The 17,684-nt window shown below is 64.0% G+C and carries 15 protein-coding genes and 1 tRNA gene; 10 read left to right on the top strand and 6 right to left on the bottom strand.

Features of this window, described 5'->3' with window-relative positions; all coding sequences use genetic code 11:
• Positions 1–131 precede the first annotated feature (131 nt).
• From K3152_RS12550 to K3152_RS12540, 3 genes are all read right to left on the bottom strand, one after another.
• Entirely contained in the window at positions 132–755 is a 624-nt protein-coding gene (locus K3152_RS12550) for a TetR/AcrR family transcriptional regulator (protein ID WP_221574481.1), read from the bottom strand.
• Between the two features lie 146 nt (positions 756–901).
• Positions 902–2,491 (bottom strand): calcium-binding protein, encoded by a 1,590-nt coding sequence (locus K3152_RS12545; protein WP_221574480.1) that lies wholly within the window; start codon positions 2,489–2,491, stop codon positions 902–904.
• A gap of 127 nt (positions 2,492–2,618) precedes the next feature.
• Positions 2,619–2,692 (bottom strand) — tRNA-Gln (locus K3152_RS12540).
• 181 nt (positions 2,693–2,873) lie between these two features.
• Here K3152_RS12540 and K3152_RS12535 point away from each other — a divergent pair.
• Both K3152_RS12535 and K3152_RS12530 read left to right on the top strand, forming a co-directional pair.
• On the top strand, positions 2,874–4,109 hold the full coding sequence (locus tag K3152_RS12535) for a Ppx/GppA phosphatase family protein (protein ID WP_221574479.1): 1,236 nt from the start codon (positions 2,874–2,876) through the stop codon (positions 4,107–4,109).
• Positions 4,102–4,761 (top strand): RlmE family RNA methyltransferase, encoded by a 660-nt coding sequence (locus tag K3152_RS12530; RefSeq protein WP_221574478.1) that lies wholly within the window; start codon positions 4,102–4,104, stop codon positions 4,759–4,761. Before K3152_RS12535 ends, K3152_RS12530 begins: the two co-directional genes overlap by 8 nt.
• Before the next feature lie 74 nt (positions 4,762–4,835).
• On the opposite strand, the gene K3152_RS12525 is transcribed toward K3152_RS12530, so the two are convergent.
• Positions 4,836–5,516, bottom strand: a complete 681-nt coding sequence (locus tag K3152_RS12525) for a c-type cytochrome (RefSeq protein WP_221574477.1) — start codon at positions 5,514–5,516, stop codon at positions 4,836–4,838.
• A 134-nt stretch (positions 5,517–5,650) separates the two neighbouring features.
• On the opposite strand from K3152_RS12525, the gene K3152_RS12520 reads away from it, so the two are divergent.
• Complete coding sequence (locus K3152_RS12520; protein ID WP_221574476.1) at positions 5,651–6,544, top strand: prephenate dehydratase; 894 nt, start codon at positions 5,651–5,653, stop codon at positions 6,542–6,544.
• A 15-nt stretch (positions 6,545–6,559) separates the two neighbouring features.
• Here the strand turns inward: K3152_RS12520 and K3152_RS12515 are convergent, their stop codons facing one another.
• Complete coding sequence (locus K3152_RS12515; RefSeq protein ID WP_221574613.1) at positions 6,560–7,609, bottom strand: isoaspartyl peptidase/L-asparaginase family protein; 1,050 nt, start codon at positions 7,607–7,609, stop codon at positions 6,560–6,562.
• A 108-nt stretch (positions 7,610–7,717) separates the two neighbouring features.
• Here K3152_RS12515 and K3152_RS12510 point away from each other — a divergent pair, with 108 nt between their 5' ends.
• The 5 genes from K3152_RS12510 to K3152_RS12490 all read left to right on the top strand — a co-directional run bounded on the left by K3152_RS12510 (position 7,718) and on the right by K3152_RS12490 (position 13,146).
• Entirely contained in the window at positions 7,718–8,971 is a 1,254-nt protein-coding gene (locus tag K3152_RS12510; RefSeq protein ID WP_221574475.1) for a mechanosensitive ion channel, read from the top strand.
• 112 nt (positions 8,972–9,083) lie between these two features.
• Complete coding sequence (locus K3152_RS12505; RefSeq protein ID WP_221574474.1) at positions 9,084–10,046, top strand: SDR family NAD(P)-dependent oxidoreductase; 963 nt, start codon at positions 9,084–9,086, stop codon at positions 10,044–10,046.
• Positions 10,047–10,114: 68 nt separating this feature from the next.
• Positions 10,115–10,645 (top strand): sigma-70 family RNA polymerase sigma factor, encoded by a 531-nt coding sequence (locus tag K3152_RS12500; RefSeq protein WP_221574473.1) that lies wholly within the window; start codon positions 10,115–10,117, stop codon positions 10,643–10,645.
• 1 nt (position 10,646) lies between these two features.
• Complete coding sequence (locus tag K3152_RS12495; RefSeq protein ID WP_221574472.1) at positions 10,647–11,288, top strand: DUF1109 domain-containing protein; 642 nt, start codon at positions 10,647–10,649, stop codon at positions 11,286–11,288.
• A gap of 76 nt (positions 11,289–11,364) precedes the next feature.
• On the top strand, positions 11,365–13,146 hold the full coding sequence (locus K3152_RS12490) for a DUF885 domain-containing protein (RefSeq protein WP_221574471.1): 1,782 nt from the start codon (positions 11,365–11,367) through the stop codon (positions 13,144–13,146).
• Between the two features lie 3 nt (positions 13,147–13,149).
• Here the strand turns inward: K3152_RS12490 and K3152_RS12485 are convergent, their stop codons facing one another.
• Complete coding sequence (locus K3152_RS12485; protein WP_221574470.1) at positions 13,150–14,151, bottom strand: zinc transporter ZntB; 1,002 nt, start codon at positions 14,149–14,151, stop codon at positions 13,150–13,152.
• A gap of 111 nt (positions 14,152–14,262) precedes the next feature.
• Between K3152_RS12485 and K3152_RS12480 the strand changes: the two genes are divergently transcribed.
• Entirely contained in the window at positions 14,263–16,254 is a 1,992-nt protein-coding gene (locus K3152_RS12480) for a pyrroloquinoline quinone-dependent dehydrogenase (RefSeq protein WP_221574469.1), read from the top strand.
• A 70-nt stretch (positions 16,255–16,324) separates the two neighbouring features.
• Positions 16,325–17,632, top strand: coding sequence for an OmpP1/FadL family transporter (locus K3152_RS12475; protein WP_221574468.1), 1,308 nt, complete (start codon positions 16,325–16,327; stop codon positions 17,630–17,632).
• Positions 17,633–17,684: the final 52 nt, after the last annotated feature.

Below are 17,684 nucleotides of genomic sequence, written 5' to 3'. Positions count from 1 at the left end.
CCTTTCGGGAATCGCCGGAATGCGCGACCCCTCCGACAACATAATCCCTCATTCAAGTATTCGGCACAACTGTTCTTCGAAAGCCTTCCGAAATCATGGTGCAGTCCTGCAACAGCGCTTGAGCGCCAACCTTATTCCTTGCCTGCCTTTTGCCGCTCCCGCAGCCGCTTCAGACCCGCACTGACGAATTCCGCCAGGTCGTCACCCATCGCCTCCAGCTCGCCGGCCAGCCTTCCTTGACGATGCGCGCGCGACAGCAGTTCGGTCGGCCCCAGGAAAGCGGCCTGGTAAAACGCCGGTTGCAGGACCGGCAAGGCGCCGCTGGCGAAATGCTCCCGGGCCCACTCGATCACCGGCTGCTCCTCCTCGGAGGCCACTTCCAGCCACACATCGACATTCTGGCGCAGCCACTCGCTGTCGGAAAATTCGGCTATCAGTCGCTCGTAACGAACAGGGTGTTCGGCCTGGTAGCGCATGGCTGCGCGGGTCCCGGCGGCAAAGGCATCGCATGGGTCGCCCTCATGCGCGAGGATGGCTTCCTGCACGGCGTGGAGGTAGGCACCACGCTCTGCCCTGAAGAGCTGGCGGATGATGCCTTCCTTCGACCCGAAGTGGTGAAACACGCTGCCGTTGGACACGCCCGAACGCTCGCAGATGTCCTTCAGCGAGACCTGCTCGTGACCGTGTTCGATGATGAGCTCGCGCGCTGCCTCGAGGACTTTGGCCCGCGTTATGCGACTTCTTTCCTGCACCATTAACCGTGTTTTGGCACACGCTTCAGCTTTTGTCACTCTCGGCGACAAACCAGTCACTTAAGCTCAGGATTTATCGCTGGCAGAAACAAAACGGGCGCCTGACCGCAATCGAACAGGCGCCCGCCCATTTACCTTGTCGAGGTCAATCAGCCGAAGAACATTTCGTTCACCGAGAGGTCGGCATCCATGAAGCTTGCCTTGGCCGGTTCTGCTGCCTGCCCGCCACCGGCGTAGATGTCGGTGACTTCCAGAAGCGTGCCCTCGCCGAGGTTGGCGAAAAGGACCGCCTCGACTTCGGTACCGTTTCCATCGGCATCGAAATAGAGATTGCCGGTCGCCTGGTCGTAGATGAGGCGGTCGTCCGCATCATCAGCCTCGGTTCCGAGTTGGAAGTTGTCGGCGTTGAGCTCGCCATAATAGGAGAGGCCGAAATTCCACGGCGATACGCCCAGCGTATCCTCGCCGCTGGTGAAGTCGGTGATGGTCGCGACGCTTGTCCCATCGGGCACTCCGTTGAAATTGAACCAGTCGTTGCCCTGGCCGCCCGTGAGGATATCATTGCCCGAGTAGGTGGTCAGGAAGTCGTCGCCCAGCCCGCCCGAAAGACGGTCGTTGCCGGCATCGCCGTAGAGATAATCGCCATCAGCGCCGCCGGTAATGACGTCGTCACCGTCACCGCCGCTGATATAGTCGAAGCCGTCGCCGCCGATGAGCACGTCGTCGCCGTCGCCGCCTCCGAGATAATCGTTGCCGACACCACCGTCGACGCGGTCGCTGCCTTCATCGCCGAAGAGGTTGTCGTGTCCGTCTTCACCGAAGAGACGGTCGTTGTCCTGCCCACCGTAAAGGGTGTCGGTCTCGGTGCCACCGTAGAGCGTGTCGTTGCCTGCCTGGCCGTTGAGGACATCGATGCCGCTGCCGCCATTCAGCTCGTCATTGTTGTCACCGCCGTAAAGAGAGTCGTCACCGGCATCACCGTTGATCACGTCATTGCCGGCATCGCCGTACAGGTCGTCCGAATCCGCGCCACCATTGAGACGGTCGGCGCCGTAGCCGCCCTGGATGAGATCCGTGCCAGTACCGCCAAAGAGATTGTCGTCGCCGTAGTCACCCTGCAGCACGTCATTGCCGTCGCCGCCGTCGATATAGTCGTTGCCTCCCTGGCCGCGGATGGTGTCGGCATCGCCATTCCCGAGGAGGGTGTCCGCGCCGAGACCGCCATAGATCTCGTCCATGCCGTCACCGCCCCGCAGCACATCGTCACCATCTTCACCGAACATGGTGTCGTTGCCGGCTGCGCCATTGGCATCGTCATTGTCCGCACCGCCGTAAACGGTGTCGTCGCCGTCGCCGCCGCGCAGGATGTCGTCGCCGTCGCCGCCTTCGAGGCGGTCGGCGCCGAAGTTGCCGAACAGCGTATCGATGCCCTCATCGCCATAGAGACGGTCGTTGCCGTTGCCGCCTTCGAGGCGGTCGTCGCCAAGGTCGCCTTCGATGACGTCCCAGCCGTTCGAACCGTAGATGGTGTCGTTGCCGCTACCGCCGAAGATGATGTCGTTGTTGAAGCCGCCGCGGATAACGTCATTCCCGCCTGCGCCGTCGATGGTGTCCTCGCCGACGAGGCCGTCGATGGTATCGTCTTCCTCGGTGCCGTTGAGGATGTCGTCGCCGCCAGTGCCCGTCATTTCCTGCGAAAGCGGCTTATCGATGCGCTGGATCTTGTAATCGAATTTCATGGTTTGACCCCTGTTTTTGTCCGGGGCCCCGAATGCCCCGCAGAGGTAAACGAGCGGTTTTCCAAATCTGTATAAATCGTGGATTCTGCAAAAAATCGCAGAAGTGAGCCGCTTTTTGAGGAAGCAATGGATGCCCCGTGAGGATTCGAACCTCAATTGACGGAGTCAGAGTCCGTAGTCTTACCATTAGACGACGGGGCATCAGGCTCTCAGGTCAGCCGGGCAGAATCGCCTCGCAGCCGCAAGAGAGGCCGCGCATCTAGTTTCGCGAACGCGGAAGGTCAACCCTTCTGCTTGCCCCTTTCGTCATCGCCCGCTAGCATCGCCCACAGGTCCCCGCGCGAGGTGGTTTTGCGCGGGAGGAATAACGAAAGACATCCCCATGGCGGAACGTAATCCGCCGGACATGAAACGGGGGCACGGAAAGACAAGGGGCGGCACGTCCGGCAAGGTAGCCGATTTCCGCTACAAGCGCCCCTCCCGGCCCGACAAGCGGCCCCGCCAGAACGGGGCGAAGGCACGCGACGCATCGCCGCGCCAGCCGCAGGCAGAACAGCAGAAATCCGCCCGGACCAAACCCGCTCCTCCGCAATTCCCCCGTGGCCGCAAGCAGGCCTATGCCGCGCTCGACCTCGGCACCAACAATTGCCGCCTGCTGATCGCCCGGCCCTCGGGCGAGAATTTCACCGTCATCGATGCCTTCAGCCGCGTGGTGCGGCTGGGCGAAGGGCTGGCCGCCAGCGGACGCCTGTCGGACGAGGCGATGGACCGCACGCTCGCCGCGCTCCACGTCTGCGCCGAAAAGCTGCGCCGCCGCCATGTGCACCTTGCCCGCTCGGTCGCAACCGAGGCTTGCCGCCGCGCCAGCAATGGCGAGGAATTCATCGAGCGAGTGCGGCAGGAAACCGGCATCGTGCTCGACATCATCTCCGCGCAGGAAGAGGCGCGGCTTGCCGTTCTGGGCTGCCACATCCTCCTGGAAGACGGGGCGGGCCCTGCGGTCATCTTCGACATCGGCGGCGGCTCGACCGAGCTGGTGCTGGTCGAACCGAGTGGCGCAGTGCCGCGCATCCTCGACTGGATGAGCGTGCCCTGGGGCGTGGTCTCGCTGACCGATACCGTCGATGGCTCGGACGACAGCGAGGAACTCAGGCTCGACCGCTATCGCCGCATGCGCAAGACCGTGCTCGACAGCTTCAAGCCCTTCGCCGGGCGCGTGCGCGAATTCGCCAAGGGACCCAACCCCATCCGCCTCCTCGGCACCAGCGGAACGGTGACCACGCTTGCCAGCCTGCATCTCGAACTGCCGCAATACGACCGGCAGGCGGTCGACGGGCTCATCCTGCCATCCAAAGCCATGCGCGATATCTCTTTCAAGCTATCGCACATGAGCGGGCCGGAAAGGCGGCAATTGCCCTGCATCGGCGATGACCGCGCAAACCTCGTGGTGGCGGGCTGCGCCATCCTCGAGAGCATTCTCGATATCTGGCCGTCGGAGCAACTGGGCGTGGCCGACCGCGGCATTCGCGAAGGCATCTTGCGCAGCCTGATGGCGGCCGATGCCGATGGCGAACGCAGCCGCAACGCGCTCCAACGGATGAAGGAACAGGATGTCTAGGTCAGGCAAGGACAAGGATACGCGCGTCCGCACGGCGAAGAAACGCTCGGAATCCTCCACCCGCTGGCTGCAGCGGCAATTGAACGATCCTTACGTGAAGCAGGCCAAGGCCGACGGCTATCGCAGCCGCGCGGCCTACAAGCTGATCGAGATGGACGAGAAGTTCGGCATCCTGAAAGGCTCGAAGCGCATCGTCGACCTCGGCATCGCGCCTGGCGGCTGGGCGCAGGTGGCGCGCAAGGTGGTGCCGAAAGCGCAGGTGGTCGGCATCGATTTGCTGGAAGTCGAACCCATCGAGGGCGTCGAGATCTTCCAGATGGATTTCATGGACGATGATGCGCCGCGCGTGCTCGAAGAGGCGCTGGGCGGCAAGGCCGACCTCGTGATGAGTGACATGGCCGCCAATACCGTCGGCCACAAGCAGACCGACCATCTGCGCACCATGGGGCTGGTCGAGGCCGGCGCGTGGTTCGCGGTCGAGAACCTCGAGAAAGGCGGGACCTTCCTCGCCAAGGTGCTCGCGGGCGGGACCGACAAGGACCTGCTCGACCTCCTGAAGAAGCACTTCAAGACGGTCAAGCATGCCAAGCCGCCCGCCAGCCGCAAGGGCTCGAGCGAGTGGTACGTCATCGCGCAGGGGTTCAAGGGCTAGGAGCCCCAAGAACCCTTGGCGCACAAAAAACCCCGCGCGGTGGCGGGGCTTTTCGTAATCGCTTGTAGCGAGGCTTAGTCGACCTTGGTCGCGCCTTCGTTGTCGCCTGCGGCATTGTCCGAAGCGACCGGCTCGTCAGCACCCAGTGCACCGGCTGCTTCTGCTTCGGTCGGGTCTTCGCCCTCGATGCTTACGCCTTCTTCGGTGACTTCGGCTTCAGGCACGAATTCCGGCTTGGCTGGTGCGCCGCCCATGGAGGCCATGTATTCCATGACATTGGCGCGGTCTTCAATCTTGGAGAGGCCGGCGAAGCTCATCTTGGTGCCGCTGGCAAAGGCCTTGGGGCTCTTCAGCCATTCGTCCATGTTTTCCCAGGTCCACTGGCCGCCCTTGTCGGACAGGGCCGAGGAATAGGCGAAGCCTGCGTGGCCGGCGATGGCCTGGCCCATGGTGCCGTACAGGTTTGGGCCGATACCGTTGGCACCACCCTGGTTGATGGTGTGGCAGGCCTGGCACTTGGCGAAGACCTTCTCGCCCGCAGCCGCATCGGCAGTGACGAGCACTTCGGCGAGGCTCGGTCCGGCATCCGCGCCGCCTTCTTCCTCTACGCCTTCCACGTAATAGCCTGCTTCGCCCTGTTCGAGCACGTCATTGCTGTCGGCGTGGAAATACATGCCGGAGGCGATCGAAGCGCCGAGCGCGACGATACCCGAAAAGAGAACCCAACCGGAGGCGGTGTTGAAACGATCGTCCATTGCGTAAAAGCCTGCAAGAATCCGTAGTGGTCTGGTGGTTGCGCGCCGCTCTAGTGCCGCGCGCGCTCATGTGCAAGAGCACAAGACCCGTTAGCGCTTGCGACATGCGAATTGCCCGCTAACACCGAGGGCCTATGCGTACTTTTGCCAGACCCGCCATCGAAATGGTCGACATCATGCGGCAAGCCGCCGCTGCCGAGCCTACGCGCGCGATCGCCTTCGGCGGTGCGCCCGGGTCGAACTCGCACCAGGCGGCGATGCAGTTCGATCCCGAATGCCTGCCGCTGCCCTATCTCGGGTTCGAGGATGCGCTCGATGCGGTGAAAAGCGGCAAGGCGGGCTGCGCGATGATCCCCATCGAGAACAGCCAGCACGGGCGCGTGGCGGATATCCACTTCCTTCTGCCCGAAAGCGGGCTCGCCATCGTGGCGGAGCATTTCATGCGCATCACCCATGCGTTGATGGCGACCGGGCCGGGTCCGTTCGAGGCCGCCTACAGCCACCCGCAGGCGCTCGGCCAGTCGCGCGAATTTTTGCAAGAACGCGGGATCGTCGCCCTCGCCCATGCCGACACTGCGGGTGCGGCAGCTTACGTGGCAGAGTTGCAGGACCCGAATTACTGCGCCATCGCCCCGCCCATGGCCGCCGAGCTCTACGGCCTCGACATCATCGAAAACGCGGTCGAGGACGCCGCCGACAACACCACGCGCTTCGTGGTGCTTGCAAGGGAGCCGCGAAAGCCTGCCGATATCGAGGCGGCGATGAAGATGACCACGCTCATTTTCGAAGTGAAGAATATCCCCGCCGCGCTTTACAAGGCGCTGGGTTGCTTTGCGACCAACGGCGTCAACATGACGAAGCTGGAAAGCTACCAGAAGGGCGCGAGCTTCGCTGCGACGATGTTCTACGCCGACATCGAGGGCGCACCGGGCGACAGCCGCGTGGACGCCGCCCTGGAAGAGCTTGAGTTCCAGACCAACGGCGTCCGCCTGCTCGGCAGCTATGCACAGGCCCGCAAGCGGGGCTAGGCCCCGGCGACAAGGCTATTCGTCGCCGTAAATGGCGACTTCGTTCACGCCCTCGCTGGTGGCGCGGCCGCGGTACATGCCTGCGGTGTTGAAGCTGTAGAGCGCATGGCCGTCGGGCGTCACGACAATTACACCACCGTCGCCGCCAAGCTCTTTGACATCATCCATGACGGTATCGGCCACAGCTTGCGCCATCGTCCCCTTTTGCAACCGCTCCTGTTCGCTTGGGCCAAAAGCACCGACGCCCATGAACCTCATCGCAAGACAGATCTGCTGGGCCACACCGACACGGATAAAGTATTCGCCCCAGCCCGTGGCCGAGACTGCGCAGCTGCGATTGTCGGCATAGGTGCCTGCCCCGATGATGGGCGCGTCGCCGATACGGCCCCAGCGCTTGCCGGTCATGCCGCCGGTCGAGGTGCCTGCGGCGAGGTTGCCATGCGTGTCCAGCGCGACCGCCCCGACCGTGCCGAACTTCACGTCGACATCCAGCGCGGAAAGCTTGTCCGCCTTCACCCGTTCGAGCGAGCGGCGACGGAAATCGGTGTCGAACCACTCGTTGGGGACCACTTCGAGCCCATGCTCGGAAGCGAATTCCTCTGCGCCCTCACCTGCCAGCATGACATGCGGGCTATCGGTCATCACTTTCCTCGCCAGCAGGATGGGATTGCGGATGCCGGTCACACCCGCGACCGCACCCGCATCGCGGTTCCGCCCGTCCATGATGGATGCGTCGAGTTCGTGGGTCTCGTCCCAGGTGAATACCGCGCCGCGCCCGGCGTTGAAGCGCGCATCATCCTCCAGCATCACAATCACCGCCTCGACCGCATCGAGCGCCTCGCCGCCGTCTTCGAGCACCTTGCGCCCCGCATCGAGCGCGGCCTGCAAAGACGCGCGATAGGCGGCATCTTCCTCGTCGCTCATGTTCTCGCGGGCGATGGTCCCCGCCCCGCCATGGATGGCGATCGACCAGCGCGGCTCCTCTTCCTGCGCCCAAGCGGACGGGGCGAACACGGTCAGCGCAAATGCGAAACCGGTGGCGGCGGCGGTGAAAAATCCTCTCATCCCGCTGGCATAGCACGCAAAGTTATCCACTCCATCCCTTCCGGCTGTTTGGACAAAACCGACAGCAGTGATAGCTCGACGCTACGGAAACCAAGAGGGAGAGGTTTCATGCGTATCGGAAATTATCGTTTCGACGAAGTGGTCGCGATGGAGGTGCTCGAAAAACTCGGGCTGGCCCTCGTCGCGCTGCTCGTGACATGGGTCGCGGCCAAGGCTGCGAAATGGGCCTTTGCCAAGCTGGTGGACAATATCTCGTTCTTCCAGCGCAATACCGGCAGCGGCACGTCGCTGGGTGAATCGCTCGGCAAGATCGTATCCTTGCTCATCTGGCTGTTCGGCCTTCTCATCGTGCTGCAAATCCTCGGTCTCGGCGCAGTTGCCGGCCCCGTGGACAGCCTGCTCGAAAACGTCGTCGAGTTCGTGCCCAACCTCATCGGGGCCGGCCTCATCTTCTTCATCGGCATGATGGTGGCGCGTATCGTGCGCGACCTCATCACCACGACGCTGCAGACGGTCGAATTCGACAAATGGGCCAATCGCGGCGGGGTGGACAATGTCACCGGCAACACCGCGATCAGCAAGACCATTGCGACGATCGTCTACGCCATCATCGTCATCTTCGTGTCGATCATGGCGCTGGATGCGCTCAATATCGAAAGCATCTCCGGACCTGCCAGCTCGATGCTTCAGCTGATTTTCAACGCCATCCCGAACATCATCGCGGCAGCGGTCCTGCTCGGTATCGGCTACCTCATCAGCAAGTTCGTGGTGCAGGTGCTGAAGGAAGTGCTGCCCGGCCTTGGCGTCGATCGGGCGCTGGCGGAAAGCGGCATGATGGCGGAAGGCTCGCGCGCCTCCAGCATCATCGCCCGCGTGGTGCAGGTGGCCATCATCCTGTTCTTCGCCATCGCTGCGACGCGCCTGCTCGGTTTCCCCGAACTGACGCGCATCCTCGACAAGGTGCTGGAACTGGGCGGCAGCGTCATCTTCGGCGCGGTCATCATCGCCTTCGGCTTCTTCATCGCCAACCTGCTTGCCCGCCTGATTTCGGGCGACGGGGAGAACGGGACCGCAGCCACCATCGTGCGCTGGGCGACCATCATCCTGTTCGTCTTCATGGGCCTGCAGTTCACCGGCATCGGCGGCATGATACCGGCCAATGCGCTGACCATCCTGATTGCAGGCGTGGCCGTGGCGGGCGCGCTGGCCTTCGGGCTCGGCGGCCGCGACTGGGCGGCGCGCAAGCTCGACCAGATGGACAGCGACCTTGGAGGCGCGAGCCCCACACCGGCAGCGCCCAAGCCCAAGCGGCGCAAGGCGGCTGCTCCGAAGAGCGACGATCCGCTTCCTCCGGGCGCGTGAAGCACGGCTGACAAGACACCAGGGAGAGAGGGTGTCGGGGGCGCGGGGACAAAATCCTCGCGCCCCCTTTTCTTTGTGCTACGTCCTCTTTTGCAACTCACGAGGGCGAGACATGAGCGAATTCGGATTTGAAAGCACTGCAGACGAGGTCCTGGCGGACAGGGACCTCAAGGGCCGCACCGCGCTGATAACCGGAGGATACTCGGGTCTCGGCAAGGAGACGGCCCGCGCAATGGCAGCCAAGGGCGCGCACATCATCCTCTCGGGCCGCGATGCGACCAAGCTGTCTGCCGCTGCCGACGAACTCGCCACTGCGACCGGAGCAAAGGTCGATACGCTGGTCTGCGACCTTGCCTCGCTTGACAGCGTGAGGAAGGCAGGGGCCGAAGCCAACGAGCGCTTCGAGAAAATCGACCTGCTCATCAACAATGCGGGCGTGATGGCCTGCGACGAGGCAAAGACCGCCGACGGGTTCGAGATGCAGTTCGGCACCAACCATCTGGGTCATTTCCTGCTGACAAACCTCCTCATGCCGCTGGTCGAGAAGGGCGAGCGCCCGCGCATCGTGAACCTGTCCAGCCGCGGCCACCACATCGCGCCGGTCGATTTCGACGACCCCAATTTTGAAAGCCGCCCTTACGAGAAATGGGTGAGCTACGGTCAGTCGAAGACCGCCAATGTCCTCTTTGCGGTCGGGCTTGAGGAACGATTGGCAGAACGCGGCATCCACTCCTACGCGCTGCACCCGGGCGGCATTCACACCAACCTCGGCCGCCACATGAGCGAAGAGGATGTGCAGAACCTGATGGAGCGCATCCGCAAGTCCGCCGAGGAGCGCGGCGAGGAACCGCAGCCGTTCAAGACAATCCCGCAAGGCGCGGCGACCACCTGCTGGGTCGCGACGACCGAGGAACTGGAGGGCGCAGGCGGGCTCTATTGCGAGGATTGCCACGTTGCCGACGAGGACAATGAGGACACCGGCGGCGGCGTGCGCAGCTATGCCATCGACAAGGACAAGGCCGACCGGCTGTGGTCGATGAGCGAGGAAATGGTCGGGCAGTCCTTCGCCTACTGACGCGCTGTAACCTTTCCGGCCACGCGTCCGAATGACGGTCCAGCACACGACGGTGCAGGAGTGGTTCGATGATAGCCGATGAAGCCAGCATGGCGCAGATGATGGTCGCCGCCCAGAAGGGCGACCGGGCCGTCTACCGCGCGCTGCTGGCCGAAGTGCAGCTATGGCTCGAACGCTATTTCCGGAAGCGCGTCGCACCTGCCCAGCTCGACGACCTCGTGCAGGAAGTGCTGCTGGCGGTGCACAACAAGCGCGCGACCTGGGACCCGAAACGGGCTTTTTACCCCTGGCTCGCGGCCATCGCGCGCTATCGCTGGATCGACCATTTGCGCAAGGTCTACCGCTCGGCAGAGGACGAACTCGGCGACCACGATGCCGCCGAGGACAGCGAAGAAGAAGCCGTGATGGCGCGCATGAGCCTCGAGCGGCTCTTCGTCCACCTGCCCGAAAAGCAGGTCGAAGCCATCGAACTCGTGAAAATCGAAGGGCTGAGCATTGCCGAGGCGTCCCAGCGCTCCGGCCAGAGCGAAAGCCTCGTCAAAGTGAATATCCATCGCGGGCTGAAGAAGCTGTCCGCGCTCGTAGAGAAGGCTGACTAAAATGAACCGGGTCCATAATTCGCTCATCGACGAGCTTTCCTATGACCTCGACCCGGTGCGCCCCATGCGCATTTCGGGCGGGCTGGCGCTGGTGGCGCTTGCCGTGGTCGCTACGGTGGTGCTGGTCGAACTGCTCGACGGGCTGTGGCGCGGCGTACTTGCGGGCGAGGCATCGCCCGTATTCTTCATCACCAACGGTATGCTCGCGCTGCTGGGTGCAGCCGCTTCCTTCGCGGTCCTGCGCATGGCGAGCCCGCATGTCGGCAACACGCATGATGGCGCGCGCTGGTCGGCGGGCATGCTCGCCTTGCTTCCCACAACCGCGCTGATGATGCTCGGTATCGGCGGGTTCGCGGCGGCGGTGATGGAGGACATGTACGGCCTCGGCTGCTTCCTTGCGGGCAGCGCCTTCGGGCTGGTGACGGCAGGCGCGCTCATCGTCTGGCTGCGGCGCGGCGCGCCGGTCTCGCTCGCCGCTGCCGGGATCTATACAGGCATTGCCGCAGGCGCGCTCGGCAGCTTCGCCTTCGGCCTCGCCTGCCCCATCGACGACATCGGCCATCTCGGTATCTGGCATGTCGCGCCAGTTCTATTGTGCGGCATCCTCGGGCGCTTCGCGGTGCCGCCGCTGGTCCGCTGGTAACAGCCCTTCGTCGGGTGGAGGCTTGCCATAGGCGGCTCCGAGCGCCACCCCTCCCTCATACCGAGGGAGAGAATCCATGAAGACTTTCGCCGCTGCCATCGCGCTTGCCGCCGCGAGCGCCCTGCCCGCCGCCCCCCTGCTGGCGCAGGATGCCGCCGAAACGCCGGCCACGCCCGACTGGGTCGAGACCAGCAATGCCTACACGCAGAAGGCAATTGCGCTGCAGGCATCTTTCTATCCCATCGGTGCCTCTTCGGCGGGCTACGAACAGTATGATGGCCTGGTCAACGACATGTCGCTCGACCGGAACGCGCGCTATGTCGCTGCTGCCAAGGCTCTCATTGCGGAATACGAGGCGGCCCTTGCGACCGAGACCAACCCATTCGTGCGGCAGGACCTGCAAATCCTCATCAACTCGCTCGAGATGGACAATGAGGGCATCGCGCTGAACGAAAAGTACATGCTCGATTATGCGGAAGTCCCGCAGGGCATGTTCTACGCCATCGGCCAGCTGCTCTCGGACCAGACCGCCGAGCATCGCCGCGCCAAGGCGCTCGAATTGCTGAAACGCTTCACCGGCACCTGGCCCGGTACCGAGCCGATGACCGAACTCGCCAAGCGCCGCTACGAAGCCAGCCGGGGCGCGGGCAAGATGGGGCCCTACCGCGTGGAAGTGGCGGAATCGCTCGAGAAAATACCGACCTTCACCGCCGGCATCCGCGAATTGTTCGAGAAATACGAAATCGAGGGCGCGGAAGAAGCGCTGGACGCGATGGACCGCCAGCTCACCGACTATGGCGAGTGGACCCGCACCACCGTGCTTCCCGAAGCCCGCGACACCGCGCGCCTGCCCGAAGAACTCTATGCGCTGAGCCTCAAGCAGGTCGGCATCGACATGAACCCCCAGGAATCGATGCGTCAGGCCCGCCGCGGTTTCTACGAACTGCGCGCGCAGATGGAAGCGCTCGCCCCGCAGATTGCCGAGAAATATGGCTGGGAAGAAACCGACATGGCCTCGGTCATGGCGAACCTCAAGAAACAGACCATCGACAATGACGAAATCGAGGAATTCTACCGCAATGTGAACCGCGAGCTGGAGGCGAAAATCCGCGAGAACGATATCGTCTCACTTCCCGACAGCGAGCTGCAGATGCGCGTCGCCTCGGCTGCCGAAAGCGCTGCCCAGCCGGCCCCGCACATGCGCCCGCCGCGCCTCATCGGCAACACCGGCGAGCAGGGCACTTTCGTGCTCACCGTGGGCAATCCTTCGGCAGGCGCCGACAATGTCTATGACGACTTCAACCACCCCGCCGCCAGCTGGACACTGAGCGCGCATGAGGCGCGTCCGGGCCACGAAATGCAGTTCGCCGCGCTGGTCGAACAGGGCGTGAGCCTTGCCCGCATGCTCTATGCCTTCAACAGCGTGAATGTCGAAGGCTGGGCGCTTTATGCCGAGGCCGAGATGCTCCCGCACGAGCCCATCGAAGGCCAGTTCATCGCGCTCCAGTTCCGCCTGCTGCGTGCCGCCCGCGCCTTCCTCGATCCGGCGCTGAACCTCGGCCTCATGACCCGCGCAGAGGCCGAGCGCGTGCTGCGCGAGGAAGCGCTGTTCTCGCCCGGCATGACCAAGCAGGAACTCGACCGCTACGAATTTCGCATGCCGGGGCAGGCAGGCTCCTATTATTACGGCTATCGCAAGCTCATCGACCTGCGCGTCGAGACCGAACTGGCGCTGGGCGCGGACTTCAACGAGAAGGCGTTCAACGACTTCCTGCTGAGCCAGGGCATCATCCCGCTCGAACTCATCGCCAAGGCCGTGCGCGAGGAATTCATCCCCTCGCAGCGCAGCGGCGGGTGAGGCCTAAAGCCATCGTAGTCGCCTGAACACGACGATCAGCGCGACGAACAGGAAACCGCACAGGACGACCACGGCCCAGAAGGCGTCGGGGTCGTCCATGCCGGGCATGCCGCCGACATTGATGCCGAGCAGGCCGGTGAGGAACGAGAGCGGCAGGAAGATGCCCGCCACGATCGTGAGCATGTAGGTCGCGTGCTCGCTCGATGCGAGGCTGCGGGCGCGCAATTCGTCCTGCATCACCAGCGCGCTTTCCTTGCTGATGTCGATATCGTCGAGATAACGGCGCAGTCGGGCGATACTCTCGGCGATCTCGCGGCGGTCGTGATCCTCGAACCAGTAGGGCGCATCGCGACTGATCTGCTCGAGCGCCTCGTGCTGCGGGGCCATGTGGCGTTTCAGCCCAAGGCAGTTGCGGCGGATGGTCGAGATGCGCTTGAGCATGTCGTCCGCATGCTCTTCCGCGTCCATGTCTTCCAGTTCGTCGAGCACATGGTTCATGTCGATGATCGACTGGCTCATGCGCGCAATCATCAGTTCTGCAAGCAGCGTGATGGTGGCACCGGCATCGGGCGGGCCGCTGCCGCGGTCGAGCCTTGCCACCACCTCGCGCGGGGTCTGGAGGGGATGACGGCGCAAGGTGATGAGCCGCCTGCCATCGCACCATATCTGCATCGAAATCATGTCTTCGGGCTGCGCGCCGGGATTGAAGTTGATACCGCGCAGCGTGCCGACCAGTGTCTCGCCCTCGGCAAAGGCGCGGGGACGGGTCTGGTCGCTGGTGAGCAACTCCGCGGTCGGCTCGGGCACCCCCAGCGTGTTCTCGAGCCAGTCCTGCACCCCGGGCCGGTTGCGACAGACATGGAGCCAGAGCACCTCGCCCGGTGCCACCGGCTGCCAGTCGATGGCCTCCTCCCACTCGATGGTCCGTGCGCCGCCCTGCCCGTCGAGCACACGCCCGAACAGGAGCGCATTTTCGGTGATGACATCATCGGTCGCTTCGCTCATTTGCAAGCTGTTGCCGCATAGACCTACAAATATCCAGATACTGGCTGCAATGTGGCGCGTGGACCAGCAGGCCGAGCCGGGTCGGCGGGACATCCGGGAGGAGTGGGGATAGTGCGAAAGATCCTGAAAATTGCAGGACTTGCAGTGCTCTTGCTGGTGGCCGCCAGCTTTCTCGGCGGGTCGACGTTCTGGCACCTGATCGGTCTGGGGCAAACTCTCGATATCGAGGGAGAGGCACGGGTCGTGAGAAGCGATCCCGGCGACCTTGGAACAGCTTGGCGAGCCTATGGCGGGGACCCGGGCGGCAACCGTTATGTCGCCGCCGGCCAGATCGACCGCGACAATGTGTCCAGCCTCCGGATTGCCTGGACACATCGCAGTGGCGCGCTCGCAGGGCGACCCGATAGCGACCGCGCGAACAGCGCCTTCCAGGCAACACCGATCCTTGTCGCCGACGCGCTTGTGTACTGCACCCAGTTCCAGCAGGTCATCGCAATCGATCCCGGGACGGGCACGGAAAAGTGGCGGTTCGATCCGCAAGTCCCTTCGGGAAGCTATCCGGGCAACCAGTACACATGTCGCGGGGTGTCCTACTGGGCGGACGACCAAGCCGACAGCGACGCAGACTGCGCAGAGCGCATCTTCCTCGGGACGGTCGATGCCCGCATCATCGCTCTCGACGCGCGAACGGGCAAGCCGTGCGAGGCGTTCGGCACAGAAGGACAGCTTCGCATCGAACCCTCGCTTACGCTTCGCTGGCCGGGCGAATTCCAGATCACCTCGGCGCCCGCCATCGTCGGCGATATTGTCGTGACCGGCACCTCGATCAGCGACAATCTGCGCACCGATGCGCCCGAAGGAACGGTGTTCGCGTTCGACGCGCGAGACGGCGAGCCGCGCTGGACATTCGACCCGCTGGAAGCCTCGCCGGAGATCCGCGGGAATCACGCCAACGTCTGGTCGACGATCTCGGTCGACGAGGAGCGCGGGCTCGTCTTCCTCCCGACGTCCAGCCCCAGCCCGGACTATTTCGGCGGCAACCGCGCAGGCGACAATCGTTACGCCAACAGCCTCGTCGCGCTCGACGGGGAGAGCGGCACAGTCGCCTGGCATTTCCAGGCTGTCCACCACGATGTCTGGGACTACGACCTGCCCGCACAGCCTGGTCTCTACGAGGTCTGGCGCGACGGCCGGCTGCACGAAGTGGTCGCGCAGGTGACCAAGACGGGCCATGTGTTCGTCCTCGATCGCGAGACCGGCGAACCTTTCCTGCCGATCGAGGAAAGACCGGTCCCCCAGGCGGGCGTAAATGGCGAGCGGCTTTCGCCGACCCAGCCCTTTCCCGCACTGACACCCGCAATCGTGCCCGACCGCCTCGATCCCGACGATGCGTTCGGCCTGACCGTTTGGGACAAGCTCGCCTGCCGCTCCAAACTGGCATCGCTGCGGGCCGAGGGGCTCTATACCCCTCCCTCGCTCGAGGGCACGCTCGCCTACCCCTTCCAGGGCGGAGGTGCGAACTGGGGAAGCACGGCCTACGATCCTTCACGCAACCTCATGGTCGTCAACATGAACAACCTGGCGGGATATGTGCGGCTGCACCGCGGTTCGGACGAAGCCCGGGCATCGAACCGGATCAGCGAAAGCGACGAATTCGCACCAATGGAAGGCGCCCCCTATTCCATGTCGCGCGATCCGCTGGTGTCGCCGCTCGGCCTGCCCTGCTCCCCGCCGCCCTGGGGCGTTCTTGCTGGCGTCGACCTCGACAGCGGTGCCATCGTCTGGCGCCGGACATTGGGCACGACCGAGGAGCTGGCGGGCGGGCTCGCGCTGGAGCTCGGCACGCCTGCGCTGGGCGGCCCCATGATCACCGGCGGCGGCCTTGTCTTCATCGGCGCTGCCATGGACAACTACCTGCGCGCCTTCGACGTGGCGACGGGGCGGGAACTGTGGAAGGGCCGCTTGCCCGCAGGCGGACAGGCCACCCCGATGAGCTATGTCTGGCAGGGGCGCCAGTATGTGGTCATCGCGGCAGGCGGCCACTCACGGGTCGGAACCAAACCCGGCGACCACCTCGTCGCCTTCGCGCTGCCAGGGAACTGACCCAGGCCCCCTGGCCGGCTCCGATTGCGATAATCGGAAACCACCGGTCGCCTTGGAGGGTTACCCTTGCATGACCCACTCCCTGCGCCCCGCTTCGTCCGCGCTTGGCCTCGGCATCGCGCTCGGCCTCGCCGCGCCTGCTCACGCAGGCGGTTTCTACATCCAGGAGCAATCCACGACCGAGGCCGGGCGCGCCTATTCGGGCGAGGCGGCCGCCGCCGATACGCCGGCGACGATCTTCTTCAACCCTGCCGGGATGACCGAGCTCGAAGGCATCCAGATCGAAGGCAATGCGCAGGCGCTGTTCGTCGACGCGCGCCAGTCCAACACCGGCACCAGCCGCAGCGTGCCCGGCCTGCCCGTCACCCTGCCCGTGACCGGCAGCGATGGCGGTAACCCCTTTGCCCAGCCGCTGGTCGTACCGTCTCTTTATGCCAGCGCGCAAGTGACCGACCGCTTGTGGGTGGGTCTCGGGGTCAACAGCCCCTTCGGCGTGGTGGTCGACTATGACGAGGATTTCTTCGGCCGCTACGATTCGGTGACGTCCGACCTCTTCACACTGAACGTGCAGCCCAGCATTGCCTACAAGCTGTCGGACAATTTCTCGGTCGGCGCGGGCATCGACGTCCAGTACATCGATGTCGAGCTCGCCAATGCCGTGCCCAATCTCGACCCGGCCGACCCCGATGGCGCGCTGCGCATCACGGGCGACGATATTTCGGTCGGCTGGAACGCCGGCTTCATCGCCACTTTCGATCCCGTGCGCATCGGCGCGCACTACCGTTCGGCGGTCAAGCACGATCTCGATGGCGAATTCGACCTGTCGGGCCTCACCGGCCTGCTCGCCGGAAACAATGTGACCACTCCGGCTGTCGCGCCGCTTTCGACCCCGGACATCGCCACCGTCAGCGTGATGTTCGGCACCGACACGCCATGGCGCGTCTACGGCACCTGGCGCTGGTACAACTGGAGCAATTTCGACGAGATCCTTGTCGAGCCCGAGGGCCTCGAGCCGCAGGTGAACGAGCAATTCTACCGCGATACATATTCGATGGCGCTGGGCGCGGAATACGATGTCGACGAACGGCTGACGCTGCGCGCGGGCACGATGTTCGACGAATCGCCCATCACCGACGAATACCGCACTACGCGCGTGCCCGATGGCGACCGCACCTGGCTTTCGGTCGGGGCGAGTTACGACATCAACGACACCTTCACCGCCAGCCTCGCCTATGCGCATGTCTTCGTGAAGAGCGAACCGATCGACCGCACCGACACTTTCTTCAAGGGCACACCTGCCGCCGTCGACGCACGGATCCGCAGCGACAGTTCGGGCAATGCCGACATCCTCGCCTTCTCGGTCGGAGCGCGCTTCTAAAACCAGACGCGCGGCGCGTCATTGCCCCTTCACATTAGGCGCTCTATATCGC

The organism is Qipengyuania polymorpha (genome assembly GCF_019711435.1).
GTDB classification, from domain to species: domain Bacteria; phylum Pseudomonadota; class Alphaproteobacteria; order Sphingomonadales; family Sphingomonadaceae; genus Qipengyuania; species Qipengyuania polymorpha.
This window is presented reverse-complemented; position numbering and strand designations above follow the sequence as displayed.